At 68.4% G+C, this 13,783-nt stretch carries 12 protein-coding genes; 9 read left to right on the forward strand and 3 right to left on the reverse strand.

Annotation, left to right across the window (positions count from 1 at the left end):
* Positions 1-5 precede the first annotated feature (5 nt).
* Positions 6-1,094 carry an alpha/beta fold hydrolase gene (locus BLO63_RS09255; RefSeq protein ID WP_091439428.1) on the forward strand — a complete coding sequence of 363 codons (1,089 nt, stop codon included), beginning with the start codon at positions 6-8 and terminating at the stop codon, positions 1,092-1,094.
* A gap of 22 nt (positions 1,095-1,116) precedes the next feature.
* Here the strand turns inward: BLO63_RS09255 and BLO63_RS09260 are convergent, their stop codons facing one another.
* Positions 1,117-1,866 (reverse strand): LOG family protein, encoded by a 750-nt coding sequence (locus BLO63_RS09260; protein ID WP_244517779.1) that lies wholly within the window; start codon positions 1,864-1,866, stop codon positions 1,117-1,119.
* 59 nt (positions 1,867-1,925) lie between these two features.
* Positions 1,926-3,980: an NAD(+) synthase gene (locus BLO63_RS09265; protein WP_091439431.1), complete on the reverse strand. Its 2,055-nt coding sequence runs from the start codon at positions 3,978-3,980 to the stop codon at positions 1,926-1,928.
* Between the two features lie 163 nt (positions 3,981-4,143).
* Here BLO63_RS09265 and BLO63_RS09270 point away from each other — a divergent pair, with 163 nt between their 5' ends.
* Complete coding sequence (locus BLO63_RS09270) at positions 4,144-5,388, forward strand: porin (RefSeq protein ID WP_244517780.1); 1,245 nt, start codon at positions 4,144-4,146, stop codon at positions 5,386-5,388.
* A gap of 13 nt (positions 5,389-5,401) precedes the next feature.
* Here BLO63_RS09270 and fabG read toward each other — a convergent pair whose 3' ends face one another.
* Positions 5,402-6,181 carry a 3-oxoacyl-ACP reductase FabG gene (fabG, locus tag BLO63_RS09275; protein WP_091439438.1) on the reverse strand — a complete coding sequence of 260 codons (780 nt, stop codon included), beginning with the start codon at positions 6,179-6,181 and terminating at the stop codon, positions 5,402-5,404.
* 253 nt (positions 6,182-6,434) lie between these two features.
* Between fabG and BLO63_RS09280 the strand changes: the two genes are divergently transcribed.
* From BLO63_RS09280 to BLO63_RS09310, 7 genes are all read left to right on the forward strand, one after another.
* Positions 6,435-7,589, forward strand: a complete 1,155-nt coding sequence (locus BLO63_RS09280) for an ABC transporter substrate-binding protein (RefSeq protein WP_091439442.1) — start codon at positions 6,435-6,437, stop codon at positions 7,587-7,589.
* A gap of 201 nt (positions 7,590-7,790) precedes the next feature.
* On the forward strand, positions 7,791-8,897 hold the full coding sequence (locus tag BLO63_RS09285; RefSeq protein WP_091439446.1) for an ABC transporter ATP-binding protein: 1,107 nt from the start codon (positions 7,791-7,793) through the stop codon (positions 8,895-8,897).
* Positions 8,898-8,899: 2 nt separating this feature from the next.
* Complete coding sequence (locus BLO63_RS09290; RefSeq protein WP_091439451.1) at positions 8,900-9,817, forward strand: ABC transporter permease; 918 nt, start codon at positions 8,900-8,902, stop codon at positions 9,815-9,817.
* A 3-nt stretch (positions 9,818-9,820) separates the two neighbouring features.
* Positions 9,821-10,615, forward strand: a complete 795-nt coding sequence (locus BLO63_RS09295) for an ABC transporter permease (RefSeq protein ID WP_091439454.1) — start codon at positions 9,821-9,823, stop codon at positions 10,613-10,615.
* The gene (locus BLO63_RS09300) at positions 10,612-11,421 is read left to right on the forward strand and encodes a DeoR/GlpR family DNA-binding transcription regulator (protein ID WP_091439457.1); all 810 of its coding nucleotides are present in this window, start codon (positions 10,612-10,614) and stop codon (positions 11,419-11,421) included. Before BLO63_RS09295 ends, BLO63_RS09300 begins: the two co-directional genes overlap by 4 nt.
* A gap of 3 nt (positions 11,422-11,424) precedes the next feature.
* On the forward strand, positions 11,425-12,459 hold the full coding sequence (locus BLO63_RS09305; protein WP_091439460.1) for a phosphotransferase enzyme family protein: 1,035 nt from the start codon (positions 11,425-11,427) through the stop codon (positions 12,457-12,459).
* Between the two features lie 68 nt (positions 12,460-12,527).
* Positions 12,528-13,781, forward strand: a complete 1,254-nt coding sequence (locus BLO63_RS09310; RefSeq protein WP_205409310.1) for an aspartate aminotransferase family protein — start codon at positions 12,528-12,530, stop codon at positions 13,779-13,781.
* Positions 13,782-13,783 lie beyond the last annotated feature (2 nt).

Raw genomic sequence — 13,783 nt, forward strand, 5'->3', positions numbered from 1 at the left:
ACGCCATGTCGCCACGCGCGCCATTGCCCGAGCCTTTCGCCCCGCTGCAGGCAGCGCAGCGCGCCGCGCAGGAGAACTGGCGCCAGACGCAGGCCGGCACGCTGGACCTGCTCGGCTATGGCGTTGCCGAACACCCCTATGAGATCGCCGCCGAGGCGCCGCTGCTGCGGCTGCGGCATTACCGGCAGTCGGCGGCGCCTCTGGCGGCTCCGGCGGGACCGGCGGTGCTGATGATCCCCGCCCCGATCAAGCGCCCCTATGTCTGGGACCTGACGGCGGAGCTCAGCGTGGTGCGCTTCTGCCTCGATCGCGGCATGGACGTGTTTCTCACGGAGTGGCGCCCGCCGGTGGAAGGCGGCGCGCCGCACGGGCTGGAGGACTATGCCCTCGCCCTGCTCGACGCCGCGCGCGAAGTGGCGGACCGGAGCGGGCGGGCGCCGGTGGTGCTCGGCCATTCGCTCGGCGGCACGCTGGCGGCATTGGCGGCCGCGCTGGAGCCGGCGCTTTTTCGCGGGCTGGTGCTGCTCGCCGCGCCGGTGAGCTTCGCGCCCGGCTCCAGCGCCTTCCGCGACAGCGTGGCGGCGCAGGACGCGCGCGCGGGCGAGGACGGCATCCTGCCCGGCGGGCTGCTGGCGCAGTCCTGCGCCCTGCTCGCGCCCGCCACCTTCGTCTGGAACCGCTGGCTGGACGGGGCGCTGAGCCTGACCGATCCGGCGGCGCTCGACCTGCATCTGCGCATCACCCGCTGGGCACTGGACGAGGTGCCGCTGGCCGGCCGGCTGGTGCATGAAATGGTGGACTGGCTCTACCGGGAGGACCGCTTCAGCCAAGGCCGGCTGGAGCTGGGCGGGCGGCTTCTGGGGCCGGAGGCGCTGCGCCTGCCGGCGCTGGCGGTGGTGAACGCCGCCGACGAAATCGGCCCGCGCGCGGCGGTGGCGCCGTTCTTCGCCCGCATGGCGAAAGGCAGCACCGAGATCATCGAGCACCCCACCGAGGTCGGCGTCGGGCTGCAGCACCTCGCCATTCTCGCCGGGCGGCAGGCGCACCGGCAGGTGTGGCCGCGCATCGCCGACTGGATTTTCGCCCGCGCGTGAGCACGCACCTAAACCCGCGCCGTCAGCGCGCGGGCCGCTTCAGCCCGTCCGCCACCAGCTGGGTCCAGATGTCCTCGGCTGTGTCGGCGAAGCGGATCAGACCCACTTCTCCCGCGCTCACCATGCCCTCGTCGATCAGCGCCTGGAAATTGACCACCGAGCGCCAATAGGCCTCGTCGAACAGCACGACGGCCACCGGCGGCGCCTTGCCTGTTATCTGCAGGTTGAGGATCTCGAACAGCTCGTCCAACGTGCCGAAGCCGCCGGGAAACACCACCAGCGCATTGGCGCGCATGGCCAGGTGCATCTTGCGCATGGCGAAGTAGTGGAAGCGGAAGGTCAGCTGCGGCGTGGTGTAGGGGTTGGGGACCTGCTCGTGCGGCAGCGAGATGTTGAAGCCGATGCTGGGCGCCGCCACCTCATAGGCGCCGCGATTGGCCGCCTCCATCACCCCCGGACCGCCGCCGGTGGCGATGACATTGTCGCGGTAGCCGCCCTCGGACACATCGAGCGCGCCGCCGCGCTGCGAGGCGAGGCGCCCGAAAGCCCGCGCCTGCTCATAGATGAAGGGCTGGCGGCCGGGACCGTTCTCCCGCACCCGGGCCGAGCCGAACACCACGAGGGTGGAGCGGATGCGCCAGCGCCGCAGCTCTTCCTCCGGCTTGGCGTATTCCAGCTGGAAGCGCAGGCCGCGCATGGAATCACCGAGGATGAAATCCTGGTCCAGCGCCGCCAGGCGGTAGCTGTGATGGGGGGAGATGTCGTCGTTCACGCCTGTTTCCTTCACGCGCGCATCGCCGCGCGGCTCTCTCGCCTGCGGCAAATACCGGCTCAATCCTCGTCGGGAAAATTGGCGTCGAGCTCGTCCAGCCAGACCTGGGCGCTGGCATCGGAGGGCGCGCGCCAGTCGCCGCGCGGCGAGAGCGAACCGCCGGAGGTGATCTTCGGCCCGTTCGGCAGTGCCGAGCGCTTGAACTGGTTGGCGAAGAAGCGCTTCAGGAACAGCTTCAGCCAGTGCCGGATCTCGGCCCGCGAATAGGCACGGCGGTCCTCGGCCGGAATGTTCGCCGGCCAGGCGCCGCGCGCAGCATCGCCCCAGGCCTGCAAAGCGAGATAGGCGATGCGCGAGGGACGGAAACCGTAGCGGGTGAGGTAGAACAGGTTGAAGTCCTGCAGCGCATAGGGGCCGACCACCTGCTGGGTCGACTGGATGGTGGCGCCCGCTTCCGCCGGCACCAGCTCGGGCGAAATCTCCGTCGCCAGCACCGCCTCCAGCGCCCGCGCGGTCTCGGCCGAGACGTCGCCCGAGGCGGCGACGAAGCGGATGAGGTGCTGGATCAGCGTCTTCGGCACCGAGGCGTTGACGTTGTAATGGGACATGTGGTCGCCGACGCCATAGGTGCACCAGCCCAGCCCCAGCTCGGAGAGATCGCCGGTGCCGACCACCAGCCCGCCTTGCTGGTTGGCGAGGCGGAACAGGTAGTCGGTGCGCAGCCCGGCCTGCACATTCTCGAAGGTCACGTCATAGACCGGCTCGCCGCCGGCGAAGGGATGGCCGAGATCGGCCAGCATCTGCCGCGCCGCCGGGCGGATGTCGATCTCGCCGCCGGTGACGCCGAGCGTGTCGATCAGCGCCCGCGCATTGGCGCGGGTGGCGTCGGAGGTGGCGAAACCCGGCAGCGTGTAGGCCAGAATATCGCTGCGCGGACGGCCGAGCCGGTCCATCGCCCGCACCGCCACCAGCAGCGCCTGGGTCGAATCGAGCCCGCCGGAGACGCCGATCACCGCCCGCCGCACGCCTGACGAGGCGAGGCGCTGGGCGAGGCCCTGCACCTGGATGTTGTAGGCCTCGTAGCAGTCTTCCGCGAGGCGCTCGGGGTCATCAGGCACATAGGGGAAGCGCTCGATCAGGCGTTCCAGCGGCGCCGGCGCAGGCGGGGCGCCGAGGGTGAAGCCGATCCTGCGGAAATCGTCCGCGCCCTCTCCGCACGCGCCCTCTTCGCGCATGCATTCGCCGAAGGTGGTGGTGCGCATGCGCTCCTGCCGCAGGCGCTCCAGGTCGATATCGGCGGCAAGCAGGGTCGGCCCGTCGGGGAAGCGCTCACTCTCGCCGAGGCAGTCGCCATTCTCGAAGATCGCCGCCTGCCCGTCCCAGGCGAGATCGGTGGTGGATTCGCCCGGTCCGGCGGCGGAATAGGCATAGGCGGCGAGGCAGCGGGCGGAATGGCTGGCGCAGAGCAGCCGGCGATGCCGCGCCTTGCCGATGGTGATGTTGCTGGCGGAGAGGTTCAGCAGCACTTCCGCCCCCGCCAGCGCGCCGCGCGTGGAGGGCGGCAGCGGCACCCAGAGGTCTTCGCAGATCTCGACATGGAAGGTGAAGGGCACCGCGCCCTCGGCCCGGAACAGCAGATCGGTGCCGAACGGCGCGTCCTCGCCCGCCACCGCGATCCACCCGGAGGTGCCGAGGCCGGGCGCGAAGTGGCGCCGCTCGTAGAATTCGCGGTAGTTAGGTGGGTAGCTCTTGGGCACCACGCCGAGGAGGACGCCGCGATGAATCACCACCGCTGTGTTGTAGAGCGCCCCCTGCCGGCGCAGCGGCGCGCCGACCACCAGCACCGGAAACAGATCGCGCGAGGCGGCGACGAGCTCGGCGATGGCCGCCTCCACCCGGTCCAGCAGCGCGTCCTGGAACAGCAGGTCGTCAATGGCATAGGAGGACAGGCCCAGCTCGGGAAACAGCAGCACGCCGATGCCGCGCGCCGCGCCCTCACGCGCCAGCGCCAGATGTTCGGCCAGCGCGAAGGCGGGGTCCGCCACCCGCCCGCGCGGCACGCCGGTGCCGATGCGCAGGAAGCCATGGCGGTAAAGACAGTGCGAATCGGCCATTACGCCCTCATCAATGCAATAATAGGCTGATATTTAACCGCTCATGCGCCGCGAACCAGCAAAAGCCGCAGAGGATGTGCGCCATTCGCGCCGACGAGGGCCGCTGCCCGCTCCATGCGGGCGCGGCGCGGCGGCAGGAAGCGCGGCCGGACTCGTCGCGGCCTTGCTCGCGGCAACGGCGCCGGACGCGCAGGCGGCCCAGCCGCCGGGCCCGGCTTCCGCACCTTATGTGAAGGCCTGCAAGGCGGAAGGGCCGGGCTTCGCCTACATACCCGGCTCGGACACCTGCCTGCGGCTCGGCGGCTATCTCTGGGCCGAGACCTATGCCAACAGCTACACCGACTATCCCGCCGCCAATGCGAGGAGCTACTGGGTCTCCACCTTCGGGCTGGTGACGGATGCCCGCACGCGCACGGAATACGGCACGCTGCGCTCCTACACCGATCTGCGGATCATCTGGCGAACCGCCGACCCCTGGGGCGAGGGGGTGCGGGACGGCGTCGACTTCGACCCCTACGACATGCATATCGAGTTCGCCGGCTTCACCTTCGGCTATCTCCAGTCCTTCTTCGACTTCTACGCCAATGCCAATGTGATGGGCACCGACCCGGCGACCATCGGCGACCAGACCCAGCTGCCCGTGCTCGGCTATAGCTGGCACCTGCGGGACGGGTTCCTCGCCCAGCTCTCGCTGGAAGGATCGGCCAACCGCGACAATGGCATCCTGCCTGTCGTGGAATGCGGCGCCGCTGTGGTCGCTGATGACGAGGCGGAGGCGGGAGGGGCGGCGGGCTGGCCAGAGATCGTCGCCACTTTCGGCCAGAGCGGCGACTGGGGAAATTTCCAGTTCTCGGGCGCGCTGCACCAGATCGCGCAATCGCCGGTGAGCGAGCGGATCGGCGCCTCGACCAATGAGTGGGGCTACGCGCTTCAGGCCGGGGTGATGGTCAACCTGCCGGCACTCGGGCCGGGCGACACGCTCTACCTCCAGGCGGCCTATGCCCTTGGGGCGACTTCCTATCTCGGGCTGATCGACCCGAGTGGCCGCTTTTCCGCCCCTGACGCCTTCCAGCGGCTCGACGGCTCGCTGTCAAAGGTGGAGGGCTGGAGCGCGGTCGGCCAGTTCCTGCACAACTGGAACGACGAGTGGAACTCGGCCTTCTTCGCCGGCTATGGCCGGTTCGACATCGCCGACCCGCTGGCGCGGCTCACCTATGGCGCCAGCGGCATCGGCAACTGGAACCTTGGCGCCAATCTCAGCTGGACGCCGGTCGGGCCGTTCACGGTGACGCTGCAATATCAGTACAATCTCTACGAGGCCGACGGCTTCCGCCCCGGCACGCAGGGCCTCCCGCTCGCCTCGCAGGCGGCGAACGACTTCCTGCTGATGTTCGCCGCCACCTTCTGAGCGCGCGGCAGGGTCAGGCGGTGCCCATCTCGTCCAGCGCCATCGGCGATTCCGGCAGCACCTGGCCGCCATCGATCACCATGCCCTGGCCGGTGATGTAGCCGGCTTCCTCGCTGGCGAAGAACAGCGCGGCATTGGCGATGTCGAACACGCTGCCGAGCTTCTTCATCGGCACGCAGGCGGCGGTGGAGGCGATATAGGCCTCGCCCATGCCCTCCATGCCTTCGGTCAGGATATTGCCCGGCATGACGGCGTTGACGGTGATGTTCCACGGCGCCAGCTCGATCGCCGCCGTGCGCATGAAGCCCATCTGCCCGGCCTTGGAGGCGCCGTAATGGGTCCAGCCGGGAAAGCCGGTGATCGGGCCGGTGATGGAGGAGGTGAGGATGATGCGGCCCTTCTTCGCCGCCTTCATCGCCGGCAGCACGGCGGAGACGGAGAGGAAGGTGCCCTTGAGATTGGTGCCGATGACATGGTCGAAATCGTCCCCGGTCATCTCGCCGAGCTTGGCGGCGGGGAAGATGCCGGCATTGGCGCAGAGCACGTCGATGGCGCCGTAGCGCTCCAGCGCCGCCGCGGCCATCGCCGCCATGTCCTCCGCCTTGGTCACGTCGGCGGCGAAGGCGGAGGCGTGGGGGCCGATTTCGGCCGCCACCTTCTCGGCCTCAGTGAGCGCGCGGCTGACCACCAGCACGTTGAGCCCGGCCTGGCCGAAGCGCAGCGCCAGGCCGCGCCCGATCCCCTTGCTGGCGCCGGTGACGATGACGGTCTTGCCTTGAAGCGACATGAACATGGTGCGGCTGTTCCCGATGGAGTTCTGGAGTTTGTTTTCCGGCAAATCATACCGCCGGCGGCCGGCATGCCGTGAAAACAGGCTGCCTTCCTTTTCATCAGGTTGAGCCGCAAATTTAGTGTTGTAAAGCCCAAATCCAGATGTTTAGGATCACACACAGTCCAACATGTCTCCCACATCCGCCCAACGCCGGATGCCGAACGAATGCGCGGCCGCCCAAGGTTCCGCGCCAACAATCCAGAGGGACTTCGAGATGGCGCATATTTCGAGAAGGTCGGTCTTGCAGGGCATGGGAGCGGGCCTTGGCGCGCTCGCCGCCGCCGGTCCGCTGTTCAACGCCAACAAGGCGTTCGCGGCGCGCGAGAAGGAGCTGAACATCCTGTGCTGGGAGGGCTACAATTCCGCCCAGGTGCTGGACCCGTTCCGCTCGCAGACCGGGGCGACGGTGAAGGCGGAAAGCCTGACCAACGACCCCACCATGATCAACCGGCTGCGCGCCGGCGAGATCAACACCTGGGACCTGATCAACGTCAACAATCCCTGGGCACGCAAGGTGATGCTGCCCGAGAAGCTGATCAAGCCGCTGCCCAAGGCCGAGTTCGAGCCGTTCTTCGCCAAGATGATGCCGGAGTTCAAATGGCCCTATAAATGGGCGATGAGCGAAGATGGCTCCGAGCTGATCGGCATGGCCCAGCGCTTCGGGCCCTACAGCTTCGTGGTCAATACCGACAAGATCTCCCGCAAGACCGCGGAAGACACCGGCTGGGACCTGTTCAACGACCCCGCGCTCGCCGGCAAATACGGCATTCTCGAATCCGACGACTGGAACGTCTTCAACATCTTCATCATCGCCGGCATCGACCCGTTCAAGGTGCACACGCCGGAGGAGTTCACCAAGTTCGAGGAGACCGCCAAGCGCGTCTTCAAGGGCGCCAAGCTGATCGGCGACATCGCCTCGATGAACCAGGCGCTGATCTCGGGCGAGATCGACCTGCACATGACCGGCGGCACCTATTCGGTTTCCCCCGCCCGCGCCGACGGCCACCCGAACCTGCGCGGCATCACCCCGCTCCGGGGCCCGCTGCCCGGCGGCAAGGGCGGCATCGCCTGGATCGAGATCACCTCGACGGTGAACAACCCGAACCTGTCGCCGCTGGCGCTCGACTTCCTGAAATATGTGCAGGCGCCCGACGTCGCCCACACCGTGGCCTTCGCCGAGGGCACGTTCAACCCGGTGGCGCAGATGGGCAACAAGGCCTGCTTCGACCTGTTCACCAAGGACGAGCTGGACGCGATCCAGTGGGACAGCCTGCAGGAAGAGATGGACCGCTCAGCCGAGTACGACATCGTTCCGGACTACGACAAGGCGCTCGACCTGATGAACGCCGCCAAGCGCCTGCGGGGGTGAGGCGGAGAGGACCTGAGTCCGTCACCTCATCCTGCCCTCATGGCCGGGCTTGACCCGGCCACCCAGGGGCGACGCCATGCGACGGCGGGAACATCTGGGTCCCCGGGCCAAGCCCGGGGATGAGGGGCGGATCGGAACGATCGATATCCTCGGCCCACCATCGGCGGTGACCACCCGCCCCGGCCCATGACGGAAGACCTGATGCTCCAGACCTCGCCGGCCGCCCCGCAGAGCGCCGAACTGCCGAAGCCGATCCTCCAGCTTGTCGGCATCCGCAAGACCTTCGGCGCCTTCACCGCGGTCGAGAACATCGATCTCGACGTGCGCGAGGGCGAATTCCTCACCATTGTCGGCCCTTCCGGCTCGGGCAAGACCACGCTTTTGCGCATGCTCGCCGGCATGGACACGCCGAGCGAGGGCAACATCACCCTGCACGGCCAGCTGATCAACGACGTGCCGCCCAACAAGCGGCCGACCTGCCTGGTGTTCCAGTCGCTCGCTTTGTTTCCGCACAAGAGCGTCGGCGAGAACATCGCCTTCCCGCTCAAGGTGAAGGGCGTCGACCCGGCCGCCCGCAAGGCGCGGGCGCTGGAGCTGATGCGGGTGGTGCGGCTGCCGGAAAGCTACTTCGACAAGAACGTGATGAAGTGCTCGGGCGGCGAGCGCCAGCGTGTCGCGCTCGCCCGGGCGCTGGCCTATGACCCCGAGGTGCTGTTCTTCGACGAGCCGCTCTCGGCCATCGACTACAAGCTGAAGAAGACGCTGGAAAAGGAGCTGAAGGACCTGCACCGGGAGACCGGCAAGACCTTCATCTACATCACCCATTCGCTGGAGGAGGCGATGGTGATGTCGGACCGCATCGGCGTCATGCGCGCCGGGCGGATCGTGCAGATCGGCACGCCGGAAGAGATCTACGGCGCCCCGGTCGACCGCTTCGTCTGCGAATTCGTCGGCGAGGTGAACACGCTGAAGGTCACGCGCGGGCCGGACGGCGCCTGGCAGGGCGTCGACGTGCCCGGCACCTTCACCTTGGCGCCGCCCCGCAGCGGGGCCGATCTCAAGGAAGCCTTCGTGGTGGTGCGCCCCGAATTCATGCGCATTCTCGGGCCCGGCGAGAGCGCCGACAACCGGCTGGAGGGCGTCGTTTACAACGAATATTCGCTCGGCTCGCGCATCCAGTACCAGGTGCGGGTCGGGGCCAAGGTGATGCTGGTCGAGCTGTCGCGCGGGCGCGCTTTGCCCGCCAGCGCCGACCGCAAGGTGACGCTCGGCTGGGACGCCGCCGACGCCTTCACGCTGGAGAGCTGAGCATGGCCGACCTCGCCATTGCCCCCGCGCGGGAGGCCGCCCCGGAAAGCACCGCGCAGCTGCGCCACGCCCGGATGCTCTCGGTCGGCGCGCGCTGCGCGCTCCCCGTCGCGCTGCTGCTCGGCATCGGATTCTTGGCCCCGCTGGTGGCGATCTTCGGCTATGCCTTCGCCACGCCGCGCAGCTTCGACGTCTTCACCAGCTTCACCCTGGCCAATTTCGCCACCCTGTTCGACACCACCAACACGGTGTGGCTGTCCTTCTTCTGGTCCTGCGGCCTGGCGCTGCTCACGGTGGCGATCCTGGCCGTGATCGCCTACCCCATCGCCTATGGGCTGAACCTCGTCTTCGGCCGCTGGTCGGCGCTGATCAGCGTGTTCTTCGTGTTCCCGCTCTTCGTCTCGGAGAATGTGCGGCTCTATGGCTGGGTGCTCTTCTTCATCAAGAACGGCGTGCTCGACGGCACGCTGAAATGGCTTGGCCTCTCCGGCGGGCCGGAGGTGCTGTACACGCCCGGCATCACCCTGTTCGGCATGGTCTACACCTACCTGCCCTTCATGCTGTTTCCGATGACGCTGGGCCTCGCCCTCGTGCCGCGCGACCTCGTGGACGCGGCGCGCGACCTCGGCGCCGGGCGGCTGTTCATCTGGCGCGAGATCGAACTGCCGCTGGCCATGCCGGGAATCCTCATCGGCATGCTGCTCACCTTCGTGCTCGCCATCGGCGCCACGGCGGAGGCGAAGATCCTTGGCGGCCAGTCGATCATCGTCATCTCGCACGATATCGAGATCGCCTTCACCTATTCGCAGAACTGGCCGCTGGGCTCGGCGCTGGCGGTGCTGGTCACCTTCTTCATCGGCGCACTCACCTTGTTCGCCCTGTCGAAGCTGGACCTCGACCGCATGCTGGGGAGGCGCTGAGCCATGGGCCACAGGCGCACCAATGCCGCCATCTGGACCTGGACGCTGTTTGTCCTCGTCGCGATCTACCTGCCCATTGTCTGCGGGGCGCTGGCGAGCTTCAACAAGAGCCGGTATTTCGGCTTCCCGATCAAGACCTACTCGACCGAATGGTGGCAGAAGACGCTGGATTCGATCGAGATCGGCATGATCGTCAAGACCTCGATCTCGATCGCGCTCCTGGTGACGGTGTTCTCCGTCGTCATCGCCACTTTCGGCGCGCTCGCCTTCGCCCGCTATGAGTGGAAGGGGCGCAGGTTCTACCAGAAGCTGATCCTGCTGCCGATCTTCTTTCCCCAGCCGGTGCTGGGGCTGGCCATGCTGCTCGGCTTCAACGCGGTGGGCATCCAGACCAGCTGGATGACGGCGGTGTTCGCCCACATGATCTGGATCGTGCCCGTGGTGACGCTGGTCATCGCCATCCAGGTCTATGGCTTCGACCCCTCGCTGGAGGAGGCCGCCTATGATCTCGGCTGCTCGCGCACGCAGGTTTTCCGCGAGGTGACGCTGCCGCTGCTGTGGCCGGGCATCTGGTCCGGCATGCTGTTCGCGTTCCTGCTGTCCTGGAGCAATTTTCCGCTCTCGCTCTACACGACAGGGGCCGACTCGACGATTCCCGAATGGCTCTACGCCAAGATGGTCGCCGGCTACACGCCGATGGTGCCGGCGCTCGGCACCATGGCGACGCTGGGCGCGGCGGGCCTGCTGCTGGCCGGCGGGCTGATCGGCCTCCTGCTGCGGCGGCGGGCGGCGGCATGAGCCGGGCCGACCCCCTCGCACGGGCCGAGCGCCGCCCGCCCCGGCTCGACAAGGCCGCCCGGCAGGCGCGCATCCTCGCCGAAATGCGCGCCTCGGCGACGCTGCGCGTCGGCGACCTCGCCACCGAGCTGAACGTCTCGACCGAGACGATCCGGCGCGACCTGTTCGAGCTGGGCGAAAAGGGCCTGATCAACCGCACCTATGGCGGCGCGGTGCGCCCCTTCGCTTCCGAGCCCTCCGTCACCGAGCGGCACGGGCTGATGGTGGCGGAGCGCGAGGCGATCGCCGCCGCCACCGTGCAGCTGATCAAGCCGAAGGAGGTGATCGCCATCGGCGCCGGCGCCACCACCACCCATGTCGCCCGCCGCATGGCCGCCGCCTGCCGCGACCTGACCGTCATCACCCATTCCTTCTCGGTGGCGACGGTGGTGTCCGCCAACCCGACCATCGACGTCATCATGTGCCCCGGCCGCTACAATGCCCGCGAGGGGATGATGGTGGGGGTGGAGACCGGCGAGTTCCTGCAGAACTACAATGTGAACCGCGCCATTCTCGGCATTTCAGGCCTCACCACCGATGGCCTCGCCGATGCCGAGCCGGACGCCGCCTTCGTCTACCGGGCGATGATGAACCGGGCGGCGCAGACCATCATCGTCTCCGACCACCAGAAATTCGACGTGCCCTCGCTCGCCATCTGGGCCCGCATTCCCGACATCCAGCACCTGGTCACCGACCGGGCCCCCGAGGGCGCGGTGGCGCGCGCTCTCGGCCGGGCACGGGTCGAGATTACCGTTGCCGAGACGTGAGCCATGACCCAGCCGATCTATGACGACGCCTTCCTGTCCCGCATCGAAGACGCGCTGCGCGCCGCCCTGCCGCGCTGGGGGCTTTCGGGCGAGAGCGACCTGCGGCTGCTCACCATTTCCGAGAACGCCACCTTCCGCGCCCATGACCCGGCCACGCGGCGCGACGTGGTGTTCCGCGTCCACCGGCCGGGCTATCACAGCCGCGACGAGATCGACTCCGAGCTCGCCTGGCTGACCGCGCTCGGCCGCGAGGAGGTGGTGGCGACGCTGACGCCGGTACCGCAAACCGATGGCGGCCTGATCGCCGAGCTCGACGAGGGCGGCACGCTGCGGCACGCGGTGGCGTTCGAGCTGGTGGCGGGGCGCGAGCCGGCGGAGGGCGACGACCTCGCCCGCTGGTACCGCGAGCTCGGCGCCATCAATGCCCGCCTGCACCTGCATGCGCGGGGCTGGCAGCGCCCGGCGGGCTTCACCCGCAAGCGCTGGGACTATGACGCCATGCTGGGCGAGGTGAAGCTGTGGGGCGACTGGCGCGCGGCGCTCGGCCTCACCCGCGAGGGCCGTGCCGTGCTGGAGCGCACCGCCACGGTGCTGCGCGCCCTGCTGGACGCGTACGGCACCGGCGAGGACCGCTTCGGCCTCGTCCATGCCGATATGCGCCTCGCCAATCTGCTGGTCGAGGGCGACACGCTGTCGGTGATCGATTTCGACGATTGCGGCTTCAGCTGGTATCTCTACGACTTCGCCTCCGCCATCAGCTTCAGCGAGCACGAGCCCTATATCCCGACGCTGCAGGCGGCGTGGATCGAGGGCTACCGCACCGTCGCGCCGCTCGCCGATGAAGACTGCGCGATGCTGCCGGTGTTCATCATGCTGCGCCGGCTGCTGCTCACCGCCTGGATCGCCTCGCATGCCGAGACCCCCACCGCACAGGCGCTGGGCGAGGGCTACACCCATGGCACGGTCGATCTCGCCCGCGCCTTTCTCGCGACCTATGACGCGCCGGCAATGGCCGCAGCCGGGAGGGTGGCCTCGTGAAGAGCCTTCAGAAGACCGAGGAACTGCAGATCCTGGCGCTCAACGCCTTTTCCGGCGCCACCGGCCCGATGGCGCCGGATGTTGCGGCGCTGGTGGAGCGGCGGCGGCGCAGCTTCGGAGCCGCCTCGGTGCTGTTCTATGACGAGCCGCTGCGCATCGTGCGGGCGGAAGGCGCCACCATCCACGCCTCCGACGGGCGGGCCTATCTCGATTTCTACAACAATGTCCCGACCGTCGGCCATTGCCACCCCAAGGTGGTGGAGGCGGTGCGGGCGCAGCTCGGCACCTTCAACACCCATTCGCGCTATCTGTTCGACGTGGCGCATGACTACGCCGAAAAGCTGCTCGCCACCTTCCCGGCCGAGCTGAGCAATGTGGTGCTCGCCTGCACGGGGAGCGAGAGCAACGACCTCGCTCTGCGGCTCGCCCGCAAGGTGAGCGGCAAAGCGGGCATCATCGTCACCCGCGCCGCCTATCACGGCAACACCGCCACCGTCACCGAGGTCTCGCCCTCCTCCTACAAGACCGGCGCGCCGCCGCGCCATGTCCGCACCGTGCCCCCGCCCGACCCGGCGCTGTTCGGCAATGACGTGGCGCAGGGCTTCGCCGATGCGGTGAAGGCCGAGATCGCGGCGCTGGAGGCGGACGGCATCGGCTTCGCCGGGCTGCTGGTCGACACCATCTTCTCCTCCGATGGCGTCTATGCCGACCCGCCGGGCTTCCTGAAGACGGCGGTGGAGGTGACACGCGCGGCTGGCGGGCTGTTCATCGCCGACGAGGTGCAGCCGGGATTCGGGCGCACCGGCGAGGGCATGTGGGGCTTTTCCCGCCATGGCGTGGTGCCTGACATCGTCACCATGGGCAAGCCGATGGGCAATGGCTACCCGATGGCCGGCCTCGTCACCCGGCCCGATATCCTTGACACCTTCTGCGCCGATGTCGGCTATTTCAACACCTTCGCCGGCAGCCCGGCGGCCTGCGCAGCCGGGCTCGCCGTGCTGGAGGCGATCGAGGAAGACGGCCTCATCGCCAATGCCGCCCGCGTCGGCCGGCATCTCACCGCGCGGCTGAAGCGGCTGCAGGCGCGGGCGCCGATCACCGCCGTGCGCGGGGCCGGGCTTTATCTCGGCGTGGAGTTCGGCACCGAGAAGGGCCCGGCGCCTGACATCGCCAAGGGGCTGATCAACGGGCTGCGCGACCACGGCATCCTCATCGGCGCCGCCGGCCGCTATGGCAATGTGCTGAAGATCCGCCCGCCGCTTTGCGTGACCACGGCGGATGCGGATGTGCTGGTCGACGCGCTGGAGGAACTGCTGGCCTGAGA

Source organism: Ancylobacter rudongensis, from assembly GCF_900100155.1.
Classification (GTDB): domain Bacteria; phylum Pseudomonadota; class Alphaproteobacteria; order Rhizobiales; family Xanthobacteraceae; genus Ancylobacter; species Ancylobacter rudongensis.